22 protein-coding genes are annotated in these 20,602 nt (G+C 70.5%); 14 read left to right on the top strand and 8 right to left on the bottom strand.

From position 1 onward, the window contains the following. Positions 1-22: 22 nt before the first annotated feature. Entirely contained in the window at positions 23-154 is a 132-nt protein-coding gene (locus WFJ01_RS19090; protein ID WP_442928056.1) for a hypothetical protein, read from the top strand. On the opposite strand, the gene WFJ01_RS15100 is transcribed toward WFJ01_RS19090, so the two are convergent. Further along, positions 96-1,325, bottom strand: a complete 1,230-nt coding sequence (locus WFJ01_RS15100; protein WP_336629516.1) for a tyrosine-type recombinase/integrase — start codon at positions 1,323-1,325, stop codon at positions 96-98. The genes WFJ01_RS19090 and WFJ01_RS15100 overlap by 59 nt on opposite strands. A 399-nt stretch (positions 1,326-1,724) precedes the next feature. Next, positions 1,725-2,633, bottom strand: coding sequence for a class I SAM-dependent methyltransferase (locus WFJ01_RS15095; protein WP_336629515.1), 909 nt, complete (start codon positions 2,631-2,633; stop codon positions 1,725-1,727). Between the two features lie 84 nt (positions 2,634-2,717). Between WFJ01_RS15095 and WFJ01_RS15090 the strand changes: the two genes are divergently transcribed. After that, positions 2,718-3,497 carry a hypothetical protein gene (locus WFJ01_RS15090; protein WP_336629514.1) on the top strand — a complete coding sequence of 260 codons (780 nt, stop codon included), beginning with the start codon at positions 2,718-2,720 and terminating at the stop codon, positions 3,495-3,497. Positions 3,498-3,599: 102 nt separating this feature from the next. Here the strand turns inward: WFJ01_RS15090 and WFJ01_RS15085 are convergent, their stop codons facing one another. Continuing rightward, entirely contained in the window at positions 3,600-4,823 is a 1,224-nt protein-coding gene (locus WFJ01_RS15085) for a DNA polymerase domain-containing protein (RefSeq protein ID WP_336629513.1), read from the bottom strand. 118 nt (positions 4,824-4,941) lie between these two features. Between WFJ01_RS15085 and WFJ01_RS15080 the strand changes: the two genes are divergently transcribed. Further along, on the top strand, positions 4,942-5,829 hold the full coding sequence (locus WFJ01_RS15080; RefSeq protein WP_336629512.1) for an alpha/beta hydrolase: 888 nt from the start codon (positions 4,942-4,944) through the stop codon (positions 5,827-5,829). 55 nt (positions 5,830-5,884) lie between these two features. Here the strand turns inward: WFJ01_RS15080 and WFJ01_RS15075 are convergent, their stop codons facing one another. Next, complete coding sequence (locus WFJ01_RS15075) at positions 5,885-6,064, bottom strand: hypothetical protein (RefSeq protein ID WP_251438735.1); 180 nt, start codon at positions 6,062-6,064, stop codon at positions 5,885-5,887. A gap of 234 nt (positions 6,065-6,298) precedes the next feature. Between WFJ01_RS15075 and WFJ01_RS15070 the strand changes: the two genes are divergently transcribed. Then, positions 6,299-6,940, top strand: a complete 642-nt coding sequence (locus tag WFJ01_RS15070) for an MIP/aquaporin family protein (RefSeq protein ID WP_251438734.1) — start codon at positions 6,299-6,301, stop codon at positions 6,938-6,940. 214 nt (positions 6,941-7,154) lie between these two features. Here the strand turns inward: WFJ01_RS15070 and WFJ01_RS15065 are convergent, their stop codons facing one another. After that, complete coding sequence (locus tag WFJ01_RS15065) at positions 7,155-7,793, bottom strand: TetR/AcrR family transcriptional regulator (RefSeq protein ID WP_336629511.1); 639 nt, start codon at positions 7,791-7,793, stop codon at positions 7,155-7,157. 141 nt (positions 7,794-7,934) lie between these two features. On the opposite strand from WFJ01_RS15065, the gene WFJ01_RS15060 reads away from it, so the two are divergent. The 4 genes from WFJ01_RS15060 to paaZ are packed head-to-tail and all read left to right on the top strand — an operon-like array spanning position 7,935 to position 12,812. Continuing rightward, the gene (locus tag WFJ01_RS15060; RefSeq protein ID WP_336629510.1) at positions 7,935-9,122 is read left to right on the top strand and encodes a thiolase family protein; all 1,188 of its coding nucleotides are present in this window, start codon (positions 7,935-7,937) and stop codon (positions 9,120-9,122) included. Further along, complete coding sequence (locus WFJ01_RS15055; protein WP_295034724.1) at positions 9,122-9,877, top strand: enoyl-CoA hydratase/isomerase family protein; 756 nt, start codon at positions 9,122-9,124, stop codon at positions 9,875-9,877. Before WFJ01_RS15060 ends, WFJ01_RS15055 begins: the two co-directional genes overlap by 1 nt. Next, positions 9,874-10,758: a 3-hydroxyacyl-CoA dehydrogenase family protein gene (locus WFJ01_RS15050; RefSeq protein WP_336629509.1), complete on the top strand. Its 885-nt coding sequence runs from the start codon at positions 9,874-9,876 to the stop codon at positions 10,756-10,758. Before WFJ01_RS15055 ends, WFJ01_RS15050 begins: the two co-directional genes overlap by 4 nt. Next, positions 10,758-12,812: a phenylacetic acid degradation bifunctional protein PaaZ gene (gene paaZ / locus WFJ01_RS15045; RefSeq protein ID WP_336629508.1), complete on the top strand. Its 2,055-nt coding sequence runs from the start codon at positions 10,758-10,760 to the stop codon at positions 12,810-12,812. Before WFJ01_RS15050 ends, paaZ begins: the two co-directional genes overlap by 1 nt. 9 nt (positions 12,813-12,821) lie before the next feature. Here the strand turns inward: paaZ and WFJ01_RS15040 are convergent, their stop codons facing one another. The 3 genes from WFJ01_RS15040 to paaI are packed head-to-tail and all read right to left on the bottom strand — an operon-like array spanning position 12,822 to position 15,723. Then, positions 12,822-13,943, bottom strand: a complete 1,122-nt coding sequence (locus WFJ01_RS15040; protein WP_336629507.1) for a S1C family serine protease — start codon at positions 13,941-13,943, stop codon at positions 12,822-12,824. A gap of 41 nt (positions 13,944-13,984) precedes the next feature. After that, complete coding sequence (paaK, locus tag WFJ01_RS15035) at positions 13,985-15,277, bottom strand: phenylacetate--CoA ligase PaaK (RefSeq protein ID WP_442928057.1); 1,293 nt, start codon at positions 15,275-15,277, stop codon at positions 13,985-13,987. 5 nt (positions 15,278-15,282) lie between these two features. Further along, the gene (paaI, locus tag WFJ01_RS15030; RefSeq protein ID WP_292885149.1) at positions 15,283-15,723 is read right to left on the bottom strand and encodes a hydroxyphenylacetyl-CoA thioesterase PaaI; all 441 of its coding nucleotides are present in this window, start codon (positions 15,721-15,723) and stop codon (positions 15,283-15,285) included. Between the two features lie 131 nt (positions 15,724-15,854). On the opposite strand from paaI, the gene paaA reads away from it, so the two are divergent. Genes paaA through WFJ01_RS15000 form a run of 6 tightly spaced genes read left to right on the top strand, consistent with a single transcriptional unit; the run spans position 15,855 to position 20,559 of the window. Continuing rightward, entirely contained in the window at positions 15,855-16,844 is a 990-nt protein-coding gene (gene paaA, locus WFJ01_RS15025) for a 1,2-phenylacetyl-CoA epoxidase subunit PaaA (RefSeq protein WP_336629506.1), read from the top strand. After that, positions 16,841-17,146, top strand: coding sequence for a 1,2-phenylacetyl-CoA epoxidase subunit PaaB (paaB, locus tag WFJ01_RS15020; protein WP_251438724.1), 306 nt, complete (start codon positions 16,841-16,843; stop codon positions 17,144-17,146). Before paaA ends, paaB begins: the two co-directional genes overlap by 4 nt. After that, positions 17,143-17,994: a 1,2-phenylacetyl-CoA epoxidase subunit PaaC gene (gene paaC, locus WFJ01_RS15015; RefSeq protein WP_336629505.1), complete on the top strand. Its 852-nt coding sequence runs from the start codon at positions 17,143-17,145 to the stop codon at positions 17,992-17,994. The genes paaB and paaC overlap by 4 nt, the downstream gene beginning before the upstream one ends. After that, positions 17,991-18,503, top strand: coding sequence for a 1,2-phenylacetyl-CoA epoxidase subunit PaaD (gene paaD / locus WFJ01_RS15010; protein ID WP_251438722.1), 513 nt, complete (start codon positions 17,991-17,993; stop codon positions 18,501-18,503). Before paaC ends, paaD begins: the two co-directional genes overlap by 4 nt. After that, positions 18,503-19,744, top strand: coding sequence for a 1,2-phenylacetyl-CoA epoxidase subunit PaaE (paaE, locus tag WFJ01_RS15005; protein ID WP_336629504.1), 1,242 nt, complete (start codon positions 18,503-18,505; stop codon positions 19,742-19,744). Before paaD ends, paaE begins: the two co-directional genes overlap by 1 nt. 29 nt (positions 19,745-19,773) lie before the next feature. After that, positions 19,774-20,559 (top strand): enoyl-CoA hydratase/isomerase family protein, encoded by a 786-nt coding sequence (locus WFJ01_RS15000; protein WP_336629503.1) that lies wholly within the window; start codon positions 19,774-19,776, stop codon positions 20,557-20,559. The last annotated feature ends 43 nt before the right edge of the window (positions 20,560-20,602 follow it).

Raw genomic sequence — 20,602 nt, 5'->3', positions numbered from 1 at the left:
CCGCATCCGCAACGAACTCGGGATGACACCCGCCCGGTACATCACTCTTCTACTACGGGCCGCCGAATCGGTCGAGGGGATGACAGCAGACCCGATCACGGCGCGTCGAGTGCGCGAGGTTCCGAGCCGAACAGTGCGGAGAACTGCCGCATAGCGGCGGTGAGACGTTCCCTGTTTCGCAACGACTTGTACCCCTGGGTTTGAGCCCGTGTCGAGTGGCCCACGATCTCCTGAATCAGATCCTCGGGAACGCCGGCCAGGTACAGCAGATCGACCGTCGAGTGTCGCCCATCATGCAGGCGGACATCCTTCTTGATCCCCGCCTCACGCAGAACCTCACGCCACTCTTTGCCGACTAGGTCGGGCCCGTACGGACGCTTAGGGCGGGGGTTTCCCTTCGGAGTCGGTTCAGGTGTTCGAAGGAACACCAGCCCCCATTTGTTCGGTCCGGTCTCCGCGATGTGGCGTTCAAGAATCGACTTCAACGGGTCAGTGAGCGGAATGATGCGCCAACCCTTTGATGACTTCGGTCGCGTCAGGTACAGGCCACCCTCAACATGCCGGTACTCGTAGTCGGCGGGCACGTCCGGTTTGCCTGTCTCCTCTGTCAACGGAAGCCGGATCAACTGCCATGAGAGATCCAGAACATCGCCAACCCGATCATGCTCGAGGCCGATCACCTCACCGCGGCGAGCGCCAGTGAGTAGCACTGTCGCCCAGAGCGCCCCATCGTCTTCGCGGTGGGAAAGGTGCTCGAGAAGCTGGATTGCCTCGGGCAGATCAAGGGCGTTCAGTTTGGTTGCTGCACGCCGGGGTGCGTCTACGAGGCTGGCCGGGTTCCTCCCGATGCGCCCTTCCCGGACAGCAGCCTTGAAGGCGATCGACATGGTCCGGTGTGCGAGCAACGCCGTCGTCGAGTTGTTCCCCTTCTCGATAACAGCGTCATGAACGCGGCGAACATGGTTCGCGCTCACCTTGTCCAACTTGACCTTGCCGATCGCTGGAACGATGTGATTGAGGCTCACGCGACGGTAACCGTCGAGGGTGTTCGGGCGCACGTTCTTTGCGGCGATATTGCCGAGCCAGTACGTGAACCACTTCTCGACTGTGGTTGAGGCGGTCGGCAGGTCGCCCTGCTTCTCCAGCTTGCTTCGCATGTCGGCGAGGGCGGCGATGAGCTCAGCCTTGTTCTTGCGCCGGACTGGCTTTCGCCGCCGCTCGCCGCTCGGGCCAGGTGGGAGTTCGATGACTCCTGTCCAGTACTTCAGTGGCTTGGTTTTGTCTGCGGGTACGCGGTAGATCGCACCCTCACCCTTGCCCCTCATGTGGCTCCTTCGTGTGGCGCGTGTGCGCCGACCGCAGTCTTCTGCCGTGGGCGCTCCACATTTCTTGGTTGATGACTCCTCGGTGCTGTGGTCTTCTACGGATGTTCCGCTGGCGGATCATCGCTGCTCCCCTCAGGTGTAGCCAATGGTGTAGCCATTGGCGTGTGTTGAGGTGGTCCGGTGTGGGCCACAAGAGACAGCATACGCACCAAAACAGACAGAAATCAAGCCCAAATAGAAACTCGCCTCACGACTCATAATCGTGAGGTCGCGGGTTCAAGCCCCGCTCCTGCTACAGAATGAGACCCCCGGAATTCCGGGGGTTTTCTCGTATCCGCGGACTCGTGCCCCTCGGTGTCGTCGGACCTGCGGCGATGGAGCAGCCGAGCCGCCCCGGGTTCAGCGGTGCGCCGTGACCACGAACGCCCGGATCGGCGTGCGGACCGGGCCGGTGCCGAAGCGCTGCTCGAGAAGCTCGGCCGTGATCGCCTCGATCCGATCGCTGACTTCGGGCCCGTACAGCTCGAGTTCGGCACGCAGGGGAGTGCCGTGGGGAATCGCGGCAGCTGCGGCCGCCGCCGATTCCGCCTCCCCGATCAGCTCCACCTCGTCGAGGGCGACGACGACGAGTCCGCCGGCTTCGGCGTCCGCGCGGATGGTCTCGGGATCGTGGTAGCCGTGGGCGACGCGCGTGATCACGTTCGGCGGTGCGTCAGGGAGCACCCGGCGATACGCCTCGTCGACGGCGAGCGCGACGGCGTTGGTCGCGATCGAGTCCCAGACCGAGAACAGGGAGATGCCGCCGGGGCGCAGCACGCGCCGCACCTGCGCGTGGGCGGCCGGTCGGTCCGGGAAGAACATGACGCCGAACTGGCAGACGACCAGGTCGAAGGACTCCGCGTCGAAGGGCAGTGCCTGGGCATCGGCGGCCTGCCAGGCGACGGGGCGGGCGCCCGCGGGGCGGGGCGCGCCGCGCCTTTCGGCGACGGCGAGCATCCCGTCGTTGAGATCCGTGGCAATGAGTGTGCTCTCCGGCGGCAGGGCGGCGGCGAGCCCGCGGGTCACCACGCCGGTGCCCGCCGCGAGTTCCAGCACCGCGGACGGGGTGTGCGAGACCGCTCGCGCGACCAGGTCGTCGGCATAGGGCTGGAACACCAGGGGCACCATGAGCCGCTCGTAGGCATCGGGCACCCCGCCCCGGAACAGCCTCGCTGCGGCGTCGTCGGCCATGTGCACGCCCCCGTTCTGAGCACTGTTGTACGCCGCCGGCCTCGTGGTGTCCAGTGTGCGGGCGCCCCGGTTCGTCACCTTTTCTCGAGGGGCGACTCCTTCTGCGTGATGGCGGAGACACCCCGGTCCCCGCCACCTTCGGGGGAGAGAAGGAAGCACAGCATGGAAAAGCTCGTTTCAGAGCACAGCCCGTCCCAGGGCCTCTCGCGCCGTACGCTCGTCAAGAGCGCGGCGTGGTCGGTGCCCGTCCTGGCGTCGGCGGTCGCGGCGCCCATCTCGGCGGCCTCGACCGCCTGCACCAAGACGATCAGCACGACGACCGCGACGTACTCCCGGGCCAGCGCCACGGCGTCGCAGTTCACCTGGGCCAACCTCTTCGGCGACGGCAAGGACTTCACGCTGAGTCTCGCCGCCGCGCCGCACGGTGCCGCCAACATGACCATCAACCAGCCGAACAACCTGACGCTGTACACCCAGCAGCAGGGCGGCGACTCGCTGCCGAGCGTGCGTCTCTCCCTGGACACGGTCACCCTCGCCAATGCGAACGGGGGCGAGCAGGTCACGTTCTCCTTCGCGCTGGACGGGGATCCCTACACCGTCACGGACCTGTCGTACAAGATCAAGGACATCGACGGCGTCATGGCGAAGGACGGCCTCGGCGGCGCGGAACGGGTCTCCCTCTCCGTCGGCTCCGGGACGTACAACGCGGCATGGGTGCAGGGCAGCGGAACGAGTGCCAGCCCGTGGCGGCTCTCCACGAGCGCGCCGAGCGCCGAGGTCACCCCGGACAGCACCGCGGGGAACGTCGCGGTCACCGCGGCGCTCCTGAGCTCCTTCACCCTCACCTACGACGCCAACAACTCGGGACGCGTCGATCCGGCGAACCAGAACATCTGGATCGGACCGCTCACGTTCACCGTGTCGGGCACCTGCGTGCCGTGACATCGCTGTGTGCGGCTCGCGGATCGCGGGCCGCACACGGGCGCCCCCTGTTCTGCACCTCCTCCGCCGCACTGTCGCGCCGACCTGCGCGCGGAGACCGTGTCAGCCCGACCAGCTCTTGCCGGCCCAGGGGTCGTACTCGGCGAGCAGCGGCTCTTGTGGCGGTCGCTGCTCCTCGGGCACGTGCTGCAGGTTGACGCGCACGCGGTACCAGAGCGAGCTCGATCCGCGCATGCCGTCGACCAGGACGTCCGCGGGATGCAGCAGCGCCGCGACCTCCGGGTGCGTCTCGCTCCAGCGCTCGAGTGCGGCGAGCGCCTCGGGCTTCGTCTTCGTGCGCGCGATCTCGATGAGCGGCATCGCGGAGACGCGTCGCCCGGATCCATCCGCGCCCCGGGGCGGCTTCTCGGCCGGCCCCAGCTCGTCGGCCAGCGCGAGCAGCGCAGTCAGCGAGCCGGCCGTCCGGTCGATGCCCTCGTGCGGGTCGCCGATCTCCGCGAACCGGGCGCGCACGGTCGGCACGGTGAACTCCTCCGGCCGGCGCAGTCGCACCTCGTCCCAGGCAAGCGGCGCGGACACGCGTGCGTCGGGCAGCGGACGCACCGAGTACGCCGAGGCGACGGTGCGGTCCTTCGCGTTCTGGTTGAAGTCGACGAAGACGCTCTCTTCGCGCTCCTCTTTCCACCAGCGCGCGGTCGCGAGGCCGGGCGCGCGGGCCTCGACCTCGCGCGCCAGCGTCTCGGCGGCGTGGCGCACCGTGGCGAAGTCCGACTCGGGCCGGATGCGGACGAGGATGTGCATGCCCCGGGAGCCGCTGGTCTTCGGCCAGCCGACGAGCCCGCAGTCGCCGAGCACCTCGCGCACGACGAACGCGGTGTCGACGATCTGCGACCATTCGACGCCGGGCATCGGATCCAGGTCGACGCGCAGCTCATCCGGGTGGTCGAGGTCGTCCGCGCGCACCGCATGCGGATTGAGGTCGAGGCACCCGAGGTTGACGACCCAGGCGAGTCCTGCGGCGTCTCTGAGCACGGCCTCCTCGGCGGATCCGCCCGACGCGTAGCGCAGCACCGCGGTGCCGATGTAGTCGGGGTGGGCGGGGACCCGCTTCTGGAAGAAGGGCTCGGCGGCGATCCCCTTCACAAACCGCTTGAGCACCATGGGGCGTCCGCCCGCACCGCGCAGCGCCCCCTCCGCGATTGCGAGGTAGTACTCGACGATGTCGAGCTTGGTGAGTCCGGCCTGCGGAAAGACCGGCTTGTCGGGATGCGACACGCGCACCTCGGCGCCGTCGACCTCGATGAACGTCTCGGCTCGCGCTGCCATGGGTCCACGGTAGTTCCTGCGGCGCGGCGCAGCGAGGGGAGTCGCGCACTCTTGCGACGGCACCCGGAGACCCGTAATGTACAACCAGTCAGTTGTATTTCATCTCCAGGAGGACCGCATGTCGGACAGCAGTGCAGCACGGACCGTCGTCACCCGCACCGTCGGAGAAGGGGATGACGCGATCACGTATGACGTCCACGGCGATCTGGCCGCGGCGACGGCGGAGCGTCCCGCGCTGTTCCTGTTCGGGGCGCCGATGGACGCGACGGGGTTCCAGATCCTGGCCGGGCACTTCGGCGATCGCCCGGTCGTGACCTATGACCCGCGTGGCGCTGGGCGCAACCCGGTGGGCACCGCGGACATCCCCGTCCAGCAGCACGCGGATGATCTGCACCGCGTCATCGCGGCGCTCGGCGTCGGTGCGGTCGACGCGTTCGGCACCAGCGGCGGAGGTGTGAACCTGCTGGCGCTGATCGCGGCGCACCCGGAAGACGTGCGCCTCGCGGTCGTGCACGAGCCGCCGGTCGCGGAGTTCCTGCCCGACCGCGACGCGGTGCTCGCGGTGACGGCCGACCTCAAGCGCACCTTCGCCGACCAGGGCACCGGCCCGGCGCTGGCGAAGTTCATCCAGTTCGTCATGCTCGACGGAGCCGTGCCGGACGGCTACCTGGACGGCCCCGCCCCGGACCCGGCGATGTTCGGTCTGCCGACGGAGGACGACGGCAGCCGGACGGATCCGCTCTTCCGCAACATGCCGGCTATCCTCTCGTACGTCCCCGAGGTGGAGGCCCTCCGGGCCCGGGGTGAGCGCCTCGTGATCGCCGCGGGTGTGGAATCGGGTGAGACGATGCCCGCGCGTGCGGCGCGTGCCGTCGCCGCGGTCGTCGGGATCCCGGCGGCGGAGTTCCCGAGCAACCACGGCGGGTTCACGGAGCAGCCGGGCTTCCCGAGCGATCCGGACGGCTTCGCCGCGCGCCTGCGGGACGTGCTGGACGCCCGGGCCTGACGGTCGACGCGGCGCGAGCGATCTGTGCGGCCGCACGCGCCGCGCGGGCGATCCGTCAGGATGCCTGGGGCAGGATCCGCAGGGCGACCAGCATCCGCGTCAGCGCGCCTTCGCGCCGGGCGGGGAGATGGAAATCCGGGTCGACGTCGATGAGCGGGTAGATCGCGGCACGGCGCTGAGTGGCGTCGCCGTGTGCCGGGCGGTGGTCCTGGGTGTCGGGGGTCTGCGGCATCATCGCCTCTTCTCTCGCGCTATATTCCGAATAGTGGAATTGATCTACCGGATAATGAAATCGTAGGATGATCTCGCCTCGGGGTCAAGAGTTTCCCGCCTTGATCCCACGGAATGCAGCGTCGGTTCCCAGCAGATTGACAGGAACCCGGTATTCTGGGCCGGCAATCCAGGGTGCGCCGGCCGGCGTGCGGGAATCTCCGCCCCCACCCTCGACCTGACAGAAAAGGCATTCGAAATGACTGGTATTGCTGGAAAGGCGCTCACGGAAGCGATCTCCACGTTCCTGTTCGTGTTCAGCATCATCGGCGCCGTCAACAGCGGCAGCCCGCTCACCCCCCTGGCGATCGGCCTCACGCTGATGGTGCTCGTGTACGCCGCGGGCCACATCTCCGGCGCGCACCTCAACCCCGCCGTCTCGTTCGGCGCCCTGATCCGCGGCGCCATCGGCGTCGGCGACTTCGTGGCCTACGTGGTCGCCCAGTTCGTCGGCGGCGCGCTCGCCGCCCTGGTGAGCTTCGCGGTCTGGCCGCACGCCGAGAAGGCGGTCAAGATCGAGCTCGGCGCCGCCTTCCTCGTCGAGGCGCTGGTCACCCTCGCGCTCGTCTGGGTCGTCCTGAACGTCGCGACCTCCAAGGACAACGAGAACAACTCCTTCTACGGCCTGGCCATCGGTGGAACGGTCTTCGTGGGCGCCACCGCGGTCGGCGGCATCTCGGGCGGCGGCTTCAACCCCGCCGTCGCGCTGGGTCTGTCCATCAGCGGCCAGTTCGACTGGGCGAACCTGTGGCTGTACATCGTGGCTCCGCTGGTCGGTGCCGCGGTCGCGGCCGTGCTGTTCCGCGTGCTGAGCAGCAACGACGCGAAGGCTGCGGCCTGACCTGTCCCCTTCCGGAACGCCCCGTGCTCGCTCGAGCACGGGGCGTTCCGTCGTTCCGGGCAGTCGTCATGCCCGATCCGGGGCCGACCAGGCAGGATCCTTCCAACTCCAGAGGACGGATCCGCGGATGACGTCCTCTGAAAGTGCAGACGTCCTGCGGAGGTGAGGGATTCGGGCCGGTGGGCGGCAGGCGGCATGCGCCCGGTGGCCCCGCTCAGTGCGCGCGCAGGCCGTCGAAGATCACGCGCGTCACGTCGTCCACGAGCTCGTCGGGGGTCAGTGACGTGTGCGCGGGGCGGTACCACTCGATGATCGAGTTGATCATCCCGAACATGAGCCTCGTGGTCACCGAGGGGCGGATGTCGCTGCGCAGCTCGCCCTCGCGCTGTGCCTGCGCGACCAGGTGCGCGACGCGCTGATCGAACACGCGTCGGCGCTCGAGGGCGGCCCGCTCGATCTCGCTGTTGCCGTGCACGCGCAGCAGCAGCGTGACCTGCGGCAATTTACTGGTGAGCACGCGCACGGCGCCTTCGATCACGGCGACGAGCCGCTCCGCCGTGGTCTGCTCGCCCGAGAGGGCCTCTTCGAGCACGGCCTCCAGTCCGCCGAGCGCGTCGTCGAGCGCGATCTCGAGGATCTGCTCCTTGGAGGCGAAGTGGTGGTATAGCGCCGCCTTGCTCAGGCCGAGCTCCGCGGCCAGTGCGGAGACGCTGGTCGCGTCGTAGCCCTGTTCGTTGAACAGCCGCACCGCGATCTCCAGCACCTGGGCGCGGTCGTATCCGGGGCGTCCACGGCGCGAGCGCGGAGCGGCGGCGTCGGCTGCCTCGGTGGTGCTCGCGGGTGGGTTGCTCATCGGGATCATTCTCTCCCATCCCTGCAGGGCCGCGGACTTGCCTGCGAGGGATCCGTCTGTCATTCTTTTACTGAACGATCGGTCGGGAAAGAACCCATGCCCCGGCCCTGCACCCCGTCGATGACGACCCGGAGGACCAGCATGTCGGAGGCCTATCTCATCGACGGAGCGCGCACGCCGGTCGGGCGCTACGGAGGCGCTCTCGCGGGCGTCCGTCCCGACGATCTGGCCGCGCTCGTCGTCCGCGAGGCCGTCCGCCGTGCCGGCATCCCCGATGACGCGATCGACGAGGTGATCCTCGGATCCGCGAACCAGGCCGGCGAGGACAACCGCAACGTCGCGCGCATGGCCGTGCTGCTCGCCGGGCTGCCCGACACCCTCCCCGCGATCACCGTGAACCGGCTGTGCGCCTCCGGGATGTCCGCGGTGGCCCTCGCCGCACAGGCCATCCGCGCGGGTGACGCCGATCTGATGCTCGCCGGCGGCGTGGAGTCGATGACGCGCGCGCCGTGGGTGCAGGCCAAGCCCGAGCGCCCGTGGGCGAAGCCGGGGGAGGCGTTCGACACCTCGATCGGCTGGCGGTTCACGAACCCGTGCCTCGCCGCGCGCGACAAGGCCACCTTCTCCATGCCGGAGACCGCCGAGGAGGTCGCGCGCCTCGACGGCATCACCCGCGAGGACGCCGATGCCTTCGCACTGCGCAGCCATCAGCGCGCGATCGCCGCGATCGACGCCGGACGCCTCGCCGCCGAGATCGTGGCCGTCCCCACGCCCCGGGGCGGCAGCGTCGACACCGACGAAGGCCCGCGCCGCGACACCACGCTCGACGTGCTCGCCGGGCTGCGTCCGGTCGTGGCGGGCGGCAGCGTCGTGACCGCGGGCAATGCCTCGTCCCTCAACGACGGCGCCTCGGCGCTCGTGGTCGCCGGTTCCGCCGCGGTCGAGCGGCATGGGCTGACGCCCCGAGCCCGCATCGTCGCCTCGGCGTCGGCCGCGCTCGCCCCCGAGATCATGGGGCTCGGACCCGTGCCCGCGACCGAGAAGGCGCTCGCGAAGGCGGGGCTCACGGCGGCGGACCTCGGCGCGGTCGAGCTGAACGAGGCCTTCGCCACGCAGTCGCTCGCTTCGATGCGCCGCCTCGGGCTCGACCCCGAGATCGTGAACGCGGACGGCGGTGCGATCGCCCTCGGCCACCCGCTGGGCTCCAGCGGCAGCCGGATCCTGCTCACGCTGCTCGGACGGATGGAGCGCGAGGGTGCCCGGTACGGCCTGGCGACCATGTGCGTCGGCGTCGGGCAGGGCACCGCGATGATCGTGGAGCGGATGTGATGTCCGAAACGGCGGCAGGTCGGCGCCTGCGCATCGACCGCACGGCGGACCGGGTCACGGCGACCCTGGACCGGCCGGAGACCCGCAACGCGATCGACCAGACCATGATCGACGAGCTCCACGCCCTGTGCGCCGAGCTGGAACAGGAGCCGCGGATCCTGATCCTCATCGGATCGGACGGGATCTTCGCCTCCGGGGCCGACATCGCGCAGTTGCGCGACCGTCGCGCGCAGGACGCGCGGGCCGGCATCAACACGACGGCGTTCCAGCGCATCCGGCGGCTGCCGATGCCGGTGATCGCCGCAGTCGACGGCTACGCCCTCGGCGGGGGCGCCGAGCTCGCCTATGCGGCGGACATCCGCATCGGCACCCCGGCCACGCGCATCGGCAATCCGGAGACCGGGCTCGGCATCATCGCGGCGGCCGGCGCGACCTGGCGCCTTCCGCAGATCGTGGGCGAGGCGCGAGCGGCCGAGCTGCTGCTGACCGGACGACAGCTGAGCGCCACGGAGGCGCTCGCCTGGGGGCTGCTGTCGTCGCTGCACGAACCCGACGACCTCCTGGCCGCGGCGCACGCGATCGCGGATCGCATCGCCGCGAACGACCCGCTCGCCACCCGGCACACCAAGACGGCGCTGCTCGCCGCCCCGGACGCGCATCCGGCCATCGAGCTGGAGCTGCAGGCCGAGCTCTTCGAGAGCCCCGAGAAGCACCGGCGGATGACCGCCTTCCTGGAACGGAGGAGCCGCCGATGAGCGGACAGGATCCCACGACGACGGCCCGGGCCGTCGTGCCCGAACGCGTCGGCGTCCTCGGCGGCGGGAGGATGGGCGCCGGCATCGCGCACGCCTTCCTCCTCGCCGGATCCCAGGTCGTCGTGGTCGAGCGGGACGAGACGGCGGCGGGCGCGGCGGGGGAGCGGATCCGCACCAGCCTGCGACGCTCCGTGGAGCGCGGCAGCACCGAGCGCCCGATCGCCGCGCTGGAGGGCGCCCTGGAGACGAGCATTGATGCGGCCGTGTTCGCCGACGCCGGGCTCGTCATCGAGGCGGTGCCCGAAGACAGGGCTCTCAAGGTCGAGAGCCTGCACCGGATCGAGGCCGTGGTGGCGCGCACCGCCGCGATCGCCTCGAACACGTCCTCGATCTCGATCGACGACCTCGGCGCGGAGCTCGCGCATCCCGAGCGTTTCCTCGGCCTGCACTTCTTCAACCCCGTCCCCGCCTCGGCGCTCGTCGAGGTGGTCGTCGGCGGCTCCACCGATCAGGAGCTCGTCGACGACGCCCGCGGCTGGGTCGCGGCGCTCGGCAAGACGGCGGTCGTGGTGGCCGACGCACCGGGCTTCGCATCGAGCCGGCTCGGCGTCGCGATCGCGCTGGAGGCGATCCGGATGCTCGAGGAGGGCGTCGCCACCGCGACGGACATCGATGCGGCGATGGAGCTCGGCTATCGGCATCCCACCGGTCCGCTGCGCACGACCGACATCGTCGGGCTCGACGTGCGCCTCGGGATCGCCGAGGAGCTGGAGGCCAAGCTCGGCGCGCGGTTCGCGCCGCCGCAGCTGCTGCGCGACCTGGTCGCCGACGGACACCTGGGCCGCAAGACCGGCCGCGGATTCTACGAATGGAGCGAGTGATGACCGAGCTGCTGCCCAGCTACCTGCAGGGATCCTGGTGGACCTCCGCCTCGGAGGGCGGGACGGTCGTGCGCGACGCCTCGACGGGCGAGAAGATCGTCCGGGTCGACTCCACGGGCATCGACCTCGCCGGCGCGGTGGACTACGCGCGCACCGTCGGCCAGGCGAGCCTCGGCGCGCTCACCTTCCACCAGCGCGCGATGCTGCTCAAGCAGATGGCCATGGTGCTCACGGAGCACAAGGAGGAGCTGTACGAGCTCTCCAAGCGCAGCGGATCCACGGTCCGCGACTCCTACGCCGATGTCGACGGGGGCATCGGCGTGCTGTTCACCTATTCGTCGAAGGGGCGTCGTGAGCTTCCGAACGCGAAGGTGCTCCTGGACGGGCCTGTCGAGCCGCTCTCGAAGGACGGATCCTTCCTGGGCCGCCACGTCTACACCCGCCTGCCCGGCGTCGCCGTGCAGATCAACGCCTTCAACTTCCCGATGTGGGGCGCGCTGGAGAAGTTCGCCCCGGCATTCCTCGCCGGAGTGCCCTCGATCGTGAAGCCCGCGACGCCGACCGGCTACGTCGCGGAGGCGTGGGTGCGGATCCTCGTCGATTCCGGGCTGCTGCCGGACGGATCCCTGCAGCTCGTCAGCGGATCCCTCCCGGGGATCTTCGAGCTGCTCCGCCTCGGCGACCTCGTCGCCTTCACCGGCAGCGCCTCGACCGCGGCGGGGCTGCGCGCCCAGACCGCCGACGGCGTGCGCTTCACGAGCGAGACCGACTCGATCAACGCCTCGGTGCTCGGCCCCGACGCGACGCCCGACACCCCGGAGTTCGACGCCTACGTGAAGCAGCTCATGATCGAGCTCACGACGAAGGCGGGCCAGAAGTGCACCGCGATCCGCCGGGCGATCGTGCCGGCGCCGCTCGTGGAACCGCTCGTCGCGGCCCTGCAGGCGAAGATCGCCGAGCGCGTCGTGATCGGCGACCCGCACGCGGAGTCCGTCACGATGGGCCCGCTCGTCTCGACCGCGCAGCGCGACGAGGTGCTGCGCCAGGTCGCCGCCCTGCAGGCCGCCGGCGGCGAGCTGCTGATGGGATCGACGGACGCGCCGTCCGTGGTGCACGCCGACGGCAGCACCGGGCCCGCGCCCGAGGGAGCCTTCGTGGCTCCGATGCTCGTCGGCTTCGCGGACACGACCGCTCCCGCGGTGCACGAGGTCGAGGCGTTCGGCCCGGTCTCGAGCGTGCTCGGGTACTCGACCGTCGCCGAGGCCGCCGAACTCGTCGGGCGCGGCGGGGGATCGCTCGTCACCTCGGTCGCGACGAAGGATCCCGCTGTCGCGACCGAGCTGCTCACCCGCATCGCGGCGTACAACGGCCGCGTGCTCTTCCTGAACCGCGACGACGCGCGCACCTCGACCGGGCACGGCTCGCCCGTACCGCACCTCGTGCACGGCGGTCCGGGGCGGGCCGGCGGCGGCGAGGAGCTCGGCGGCATGCGCGCGGTCCGGCACTTCATGCAGCGCACCGCGATCCAGGGCACCCCGGAGATCCTCACCGCGATCACGGGCGTCTGGCACACCGGCGCCGGCACCGACCGCGCCGTGCATCCGTTCCGCAAGTCGCTGGCCGAGCTGCGGCTCGGCGACCAGGTGGAGTCGGGGCTGCGCGCACTTTCGCTCGAGGACATCGAGGCGTTCGCGTACTCGACCGGTGACACGTTCTACGCGCACATGGACGAGGAGGCCGCCGAGGCCAACCCGTTCTTCGGCGGGAGGGTCGCGCACGGCTACCTGCTGGTGTCGTGGGCGGCCGGGCTCTTCGTCTCGCCGGACCCGGGCCCCGTGCTCGCGAACTACGGCCTGGAGAACCTGCGGTTCGTGACCCCGGTGAAGCCCGGCGACGCGATCCGGGTGACGCTCACGGCCAAGCAGATCACCCCGCGCGAGACCGACGAGTACGGCGAGGTGCGCTGGGACGCGGTGATCCACAACCAGCGCGACGAGGTCGTGGCGACCTACGACGTGCTGACCCTCGTCGAGAAGGAGCTGACTCCCGCCTGACGGGCGCTGCTACAGCGTGACGGACGCGGTGGCCGTCGTGCCGTCGCGCAGGTAGGTGATCTGCACGGTGTCGCCGGTGCGCGCGGTGCGGGCGAACATGTACAGCGCGTCGGGCTGGACGGCGGGGGAGCCGTTGATGCGGGTGATGACGTCGCCCGGCTGGAGTCCGGCGCGCGCGGCCGCGCCGCCCTCGGTCACCTGGTTCACGTAGAGGCCGGCGGTGCCGCCCAGGGCCTGCGCGACGGCGGCGGGGATCGGCGTGGTGACAAGACCGAAGTCGGGGTGCTGCACGGTGCCGTGTTCGATGAGGTCGTTCGCGATCGACATCGCGCGGTTGCTGGGCACGGCGAAGCCGATGCCCACGGAGCCTCCGCCCGCCGTGCCTTCGGCGTTCGGCACGGTCGCGATCGCCGTGTTCACCCCGATCATCCGCCCCCGGCAGTCCACGAGCGCGCCGCCGGAGTTGCCCGGGTTGATCGCCGCGTCGGTCTGGATCCCGCCGATGATCAGCGCGGGATGCTCGGCATCGGCGGGGACCATCGACGTGCGTCCGAGCGCGCTCACGATGCCCGCGGTGACGGTGCTCGAGAGCCCGAGGGGCGCGCCGAGCGCCACCACCGGCTGACCGACGGCGACCGCATCGCTGTCGGCGGTGGCGATCACGGGCAGGCCGGAGGCGTCGATCTTCAGCACCGAGATGTCGCTCGCGATGTCGCGGCCGACGATCGTCGCCGGGTGCTGCTCGCCGTTCGAGAACGTCACGACGATCCGGCCGCCCTCGCCGGCGCCAGCCGAGATCACGTGGTCGTTGGTGACGATGTACCCGTCCTTGCGGACGATCTCGCCGCTGCCGACGCCGGAGGAGGATCCGGTGACATTGATGGTCACGATGGCCGGCAGCACCCGGGAGGCGACCGCGACGGCGTCGCAGGAGCCCTCGGCGCCGGCCCGCACGCTGAATCCGCCGCCCGCGGGCGCACCCAGACGGGCGCCCAGCCAGCCTCCGCCGAGTCCGAGCACAAGAGCGAGGACGCCCGCGACGGTCCAGATGAGCCACGGCTTCACGGCGGACCGGCGAGGCGGCTCCCCGGGCGAACGGGTCGGCTCGGCGGGGGTGATCGCGGCGTTCATGCCGCTCACTCTAGGGGAGCGGGGCCCCGGGGCCGAGGCCCTCAGCGCAGGTCGTAGAGCCGCTTGTACTTGCCTTCGCTGCGGGGGAGGGAGCTGGGCTCCTCGACCTGCACGTCCACCGACGTGCCGATCGACGTCTTGATCCGCAGCTTCAGCACCTCGGCCGCCGCCAGGCACGTCGCGAGATCGACATCCGGGTGCCGCTCGATCCGCACCTTCAGCGAGTCGAGGTGCCCCTGGCGGGTGAGCTCCAGGATGAAATGCGGTGTCAGCGTCTCGATCCCCAGCGCGATCTCCTCGATCTGCGTGGGGAAGAGGTTCACGCCGCGCAGGATGATCATGTCGTCGTCGCGTCCGGTGATCTTCTCCATCCGGCGCATCGCGGGATAGGCGGATCCGGGCAGGAGGCGGGTGAGGTCCCGGGTGCGGTAGCGGATCACCGGGAACGCCTGCTTGGTGAGCGAGGTGAACACGAGCTCGCCGGGCTCGCCGTCGGGCACGGGCTCGCCGGTGGAGGGGTCGATGATCTCGGGAAGGAAGTGGTCCTCCCAGATGTGCGGGCCGTCCTTGGTGGCCGCGGCCTCCATCGCGACGCCGGGACCCATGACCTCGCTGAGGCCGTAGATGTCGACGGCGTCGATGTCCAGCCGCTGCTCGATCTGATGGCGCATCTCGTTCGTCCACGGCTCCGCACCGAGGATGCCGACCTTGAGCGACGTGGAGCGCGGATCGATCCCGGCCTCCTCCATCGCGTCGGCGATCGTGAGCAGGTAGGTCGGCGTGCACATGATCGCGTCGGGCTCGAAGTCGTGGATGAGCTGCACCTGCTTGGCGGTCTGGCCGCCGGACATGGGGATGACGGTCGCGCCCAGGCGCTCGATGCCCGCGTGCGCTCCGAGGCCGCCAGTGAACAGGCCGTAGCCGTACGCGTTGTGCACCCTCCAGCCGGGCCTGACGCCGGCGGCGCTCAGCGACCGCGCGACGAGGTCGGCCCAGTTGTCGAGGTCGGTCTGCGTGTAGCCGACCACGGTGGGACGGCCCGTGGTGCCGGAGGAGGCGTGGATCCGCCGCACGTCGGACATCGGCACGGCGAACATGCCGAACGGGTAGTACTCGCGCAGGTCGTTCTTCGTCGTGAAGGGCAGCTTCGCGAGGTCGGAGAGCGAGCGGATGTCGTCGGGGAGGATCCCCGCGCTCTCGAAGGCCTGCCGGTAGAACGGCACGTTCTCGAAGGCATGGCGCACCGACCAGCGCAGCCGCTCGAGCTGCAGGGCCCGCAGCTGCTCCGGATCCAGCCCCACCGCGTCGGCGTTCGAGGTCCGATCCGTCGCCATCCCGGTCATGCGTCCTCCTCGGTCTCCGAGCCCGCCTGCGGGAAGGGGCGGTTCGTGGTGAGCGAGCGTCCGCGGAACTCGGCGACGACATCGCCGGTCTCATCGGTCACCGTGATGTCGTAGAGGCCGGTGCGCCCGTTGCGCGCGCGGCGTGCGCCGGTGGCGGTGAGGACCTGGCCCTCGTGCGTGGACTTGAGGAACGTGATGTCGGCGCCGGCCGCGACCGTCACCTGCTCGTCCTCGTTGCAGACGATCGCGAAGGCCGTGTCGGCGAGGGCGAAGACGAGCCCGCCGTGGGTGATGTCGAAGCCGTTGAGCATGTCGTCGCGCACGGTCATCGAGACCACGGCGCGTCCGGGCTCGTCCACCTCCACGCGCATGCCGAGCGCGCTCGACGCCCGGTCCCGCCGCATCATCGGCCGCAGCACGGCTGTGGGTTCGGTCATCGGTTCTCCTTCGAACGGGACGGGCCGGAACCCGGGGCGAAACCGGATCCGGAAGCTCGTCCTTCTGCGATCGATACGAGTGTGCCATAATTACTGTACGAACGGTAGGTAATTCATTCAGGGAGTCGACGATGACTGTTCCACCCGTGGGGCTGGCCGGGGATCCGGGCGCCCAGGCCTTCGATGCCGACGCTCAGGCGCTCTTCGACGAACTCGTCGAGAACGAGCAGCGCATCGAGCCGCGCGACTGGATGCCCGAGGCGTACCGCAAGACGCTGATCCGGCAGATCTCCCAGCACGCCCACTCCGAGATCATCGGAATGCAGCCGGAGGGCAACTGGATCACGCGCGCCCCGAGCCTCAAGCGCAAGGCGATCCTCATGGCGAAGGTGCAGGACGAGGCCGGGCACGGGCTCTACCTCTACTCCGCCGCGCAGACCCTCGGCATCACGCGCGACGAGATGATGCAGCAGCTCATCGACGGCAAGGCGAAGTACTCCTCGATCTTCAACTACCCGACGCCGACCTGGGCGGACATGGGCGCGATCGGCTGGCTGGTCGACGGCGCCGCGATCTGCAACCAGGTGCCCCTGTGCCGCGCCTCCTACGGTCCGTACGGACGCGCGATGGTGCGCATCTGCAAGGAGGAGTCGTTCCATCAGCGTCAGGGCTTCGAGATCCTGCTCACGCTCATGCAGGGCTCCGAGGAGCAGCGCGCCATGGCGCAGGACGCCGTGAACCGCTGGTACTGGCCCGCCCTGGCGATGTTCGGCCCGCCGGACGACCAGTCGCCGAACTCGGCGCAGTCGATGCAGTGGAAGATCAAGCGCTTCTCGAACGACGACCTGCGCCAGCGCTTCGTCGGGATGCTCGTCCCGCAGGCGGAGATCCTCGGCGTGACGCTGCCGGATCCCGAGCTCCGCTTCGACGAGGAGACCGGGCAGTACACGATGGGCGAGATCGACTGGGACGAGTTCTTCGAGGTCGTCCGCGGCAACGGCCCGTGCAACGCGGAGCGGCTGCAGCGTCGCCGCGACGCGCACGAGGAGGGCGCCTGGGTGCGCGAGGCCGCGGCGGAGTACGCCCGCAAGCAGGCGCTTCGGCAGGAGGACGCGGCATGACCACCCCCGGAGCATCCCCCGAGGAGAGCTGGCCCCTGTTCGAGGTGTTCGTGCGGGCGAACCGAGGGCTCAGTCATGTGCACGTCGGATCCCTGCACGCCCCCGACGCCGAGATGGCGCTGCGCAATGCCCGGGACCTCTACACCCGGCGCAACGAGGGCACCTCCGTCTGGGTGGTTCCCGCCGACGCGATCAGCACGAGCGATCCGGGTGACAAGGGCGCCTTCTTCGAGAGCCCCGCCGGCAAGAACTACCGGCACGCCGTGTACTACACGGCATCCGAGGGGGTGCCGCACCTGTGAGCGCGCACGATGAGTTCGACCCGCACGGCGACGTCTCGGTGGACGAGCTCGCGCTCGCCGCAGAGCTCTCGGGCGGCGGCGAGCGCGCCGCCTCGGCAGACATCGCCGAGTATGCGCTGTGGCTCGGCGACGACGCGCTGATCCTGTCCCAGCAGCTCGGCGCGTGGATCACCTACGCCCCCGAGCTCGAGGAGGACGTGGCCCTGGGCAACATCGCGCTCGACCTGCTCGGGCACGCCCGTTCCTTCCTCCGCTACGCCGGATCCTGGGACGGACGCAGCGAGGACGACCTCGCCTACTTCCGTGACGAAGCCGGGTTCCGCAGCTGCTGGCTCGTGGAGCAGCCCAACGGCGACTTCGCGCAGACCATCGCACGCCAGCTGCTCGTGAGCACCTACATGCTCGAGCTCTACTCCGCCCTGCGGTCGAGCACGGATACGACCTTCGCCGCGATCGCCGAGAAGGCCGTCAAGGAGGTCGACTACCACCGCGACCACGCCGTGCAGTGGACCCTGCGCCTCGCCGGAGGCACCGAGGAGTCGCGCCGGCGCATCATCCGCGCGTTCGGCGACGTGTGGCCGTACGCCGCCGAGCTGTTCCGGGACGACGCGCTCATCGGCCGCCTCGGCGACGCGGCCGTGCGCCCGTCATCGCTGCGCGCCGGCTTCGACACCGTGATCGACGCGGTCTTCGCCGAGGCCGACCTGGACGAGGAGCTGCGCGCGCTGCGGCGCGCGACGAGCACGTCGTCCGGCGGCGGACGGCACGGATCCCACGCGACCCCGCTCGGGCACCTGCTGTCCGAGATGCAGGTGCTCGCCCGCCGGCACCCGGGAGCGACCTGGTGACCGGGCCCGTGCCGGAGGGCGGGATCAGGGAGCGCGCCTGGGCCGTCGCCGCGGCGGTGAAGGATCCGGAGGTTCCGGTGCTGACCATCGAGGACCTCGGGGTGCTGCGCGACGTCGCCGTCTCGGGCGACCGCGTCCGGGTCGACATCACCCCGACGTACAGCGGCTGCCCCGCGATGGACACGATCCGCGACGACGTCGAGCTCGCGCTCACCCGCGCCGGCTTCGGCAGCGTCGAGGTGCGCCTCGTGCTCGCCCCCGCCTGGACCACGGACTGGATGAGCGACGAGGGCAAGCGCAAGCTCACCGAGTACGGCATCGCCCCGCCGACGGGGCACGCCGCCCTCGGGCGGGCGCAGGGGCCGGTGCGCATCGCGCTCGGCGTGCGGTGCCCGCGCTGCGGGTCGCTCGACACCCGCGAACTCTCCCGTTTCGGCTCCACGTCGTGCAAGGCGCTCTACGAGTGCCGCGCCTGCCTCGAGCCCTTCGACCACTTCAAGGTGATCTGATGACGCTCTGGCACCTCGCCGCCCGCACCGACGCCCCCGCGACGGGCTCGGAGGCGGAGCGGATCGCCGGCGCACTGCTGAACAGCGTCGTGGGAGGATCCTCGGAAGGCTCCGCGACGTCGCGCCGGCGCGCGCGCTTCCACACGCTCACCGTGCAGGACGTGCGTCCGCTCACGGCCGATGCGATCGAGGTCACCTTCGCGGTGCCCGACGACCTCGCCGGGGAGTTCGACTACCTCGCCGGGCAGCACGTGGCGCTGCGCACCGAGCTCGACGGTCACGAGGTGCGGCGGTCGTACTCGCTGTGCCGTCCGCCCCGGCGCTCCTCGGGAGCCGCATCGGGGCCCTCCGGGGCCACCGTCAGCGTGGCGATCAAGCGCGATCAGGGCGGGCGCTTCTCGACCTGGGCGCAGAGCGGACTGCACGCGGGGGACCGCCTCGACGTGATGAGCCCCCAGGGCACGTTCACCTCCGCGCTCGCCGCGCTCGACGAGGCGCATGTGGCGGGCATCGCCGCGGGGTCGGGCATCACGCCGCTGATGGCGCTCGCCGCGACCGTGCTGTCGCGCTCGGAGAGCAGCCGGTTCACCCTGGTCTACACGAACCGCCGGGCCACGGACGTGATGTTCCTTGACGACCTGGCCGATCTCAAGGACCGCTATCCCACGCGTTTCGCCGTGCACCACGTGCTCACCCGCGAGCAGCGGTCCGCGCCGCTGCTGTCGGGGCGGATCGACGAGGGGCGCCTGCGCGGCATCCTCGACGCCCTGGTCCTGCCGGCCACCGTGGACGAATGGTTCCTGTGCGGGCCGTTCGACCTCGTGCAGCTGTGCCGCGACACCCTCGCCGACATCGGCGTCGAGTCCGGGCATGTGCGCTACGAACTGTTCACCACCGGGGAGCCGGGGCAGGAGCGGCCGGAGGCGGGATGTCCGGTCGAGGTGCGCGAGGACGAGCCGGTGCGCACGATCGAGTTCACGCTGGACGGCCAGTCCGGCTCGGTGGAGACCCCGATCTCGGCGAACGAGTCGATCCTGAACGCGGCCCTGCGGGTGCGGCCGGATGTGCCGTTCGCCTGCGCCGGCGGCGTGTGCGGCACCTGTCGTGCGCGCCTCGTCGACGGATCCGTGACGATGACGGAGAACTACGCGCTCGAGCAGGAGGAGCTCGACCGCGGGTATGTGCTCACCTGCCAGTCCCATCCCACGTCGGAGCGCGTCGTCGTCGACTACGACGTCTGACCCGCACCGCCGAACGAACGGAGCAGCCTGTGATCGACCTCGACATCGACACGACGTCCGGCGGCGCCGCCGTCGCGCACATCGTGCTCAACAACCCCGCCAAGCTCAACGCGCTCGACGAGCAGGCGGTGCGCGACCTCGGCGACGCGTACGCCGAGGCGGAGCGCGCCGGGGTGCGCGCCCTCGTGCTGAGCGGCGAGGGGCGGGCGTTCTGCGCGGGGCGCGACATCTCCGGTGTGGATCCGCGCGACGACGACGTGATGGGGTATCTCGACGGGCTGGTCACCCCGGTGCTGCAGCGCATGGCGGCGTTCCCCGCCCCGACGTTCGCCGCGGCGCAGGGGGCCTGCCTCGGGGTGGGGCTGGGGCTGCTCATCGCGACGGACGTCGTCTATGTCGCCGACAGCGCGAAGGTCGGATCCCCGTTCGCGGCCCTCGGCGCCACCCTCGACTCCGGCGGCCACGCCCTGTTCGTGGAGCGCCTCGGGGCGCACCGCACGCTCGACCTCATCTACACAGGGCGCCTGATGAGCGGATCCGAGGCCGTCGCCGCGGGACTGTTCTCGCAGGCGCTCCCAGGCGAGGAACTGCTCGAGACGACGCTCGCCGCGGCCGCACGCGCCGCCGAGGGGGCCACCGCGGCGTTCGTCGCCAGCAAGCGGCTCGTCGCGGCCCTGCGCGACCAGCGCCTGGGGCTGTGGGAGTCGATGGCGCAGGAGAACGCCGCCCAGGCGGCGCTCTGCGACACCGACGACTACCGCGAGGGGTTCGCGGCGTTCCAGGAGAAGCGCCCGCCGCGGTTCCAGGGTCGCTGACGCGCGACGCCCGGGCCCCGCACCCCGCGACGATCAGCACACC

The sequence above is a fragment of the Microbacterium sp. MMO-35 genome (assembly GCF_037147555.1).
Lineage (GTDB): Bacteria > Actinomycetota > Actinomycetes > Actinomycetales > Microbacteriaceae > Microbacterium.
This window is presented reverse-complemented; position numbering and strand designations above follow the sequence as displayed.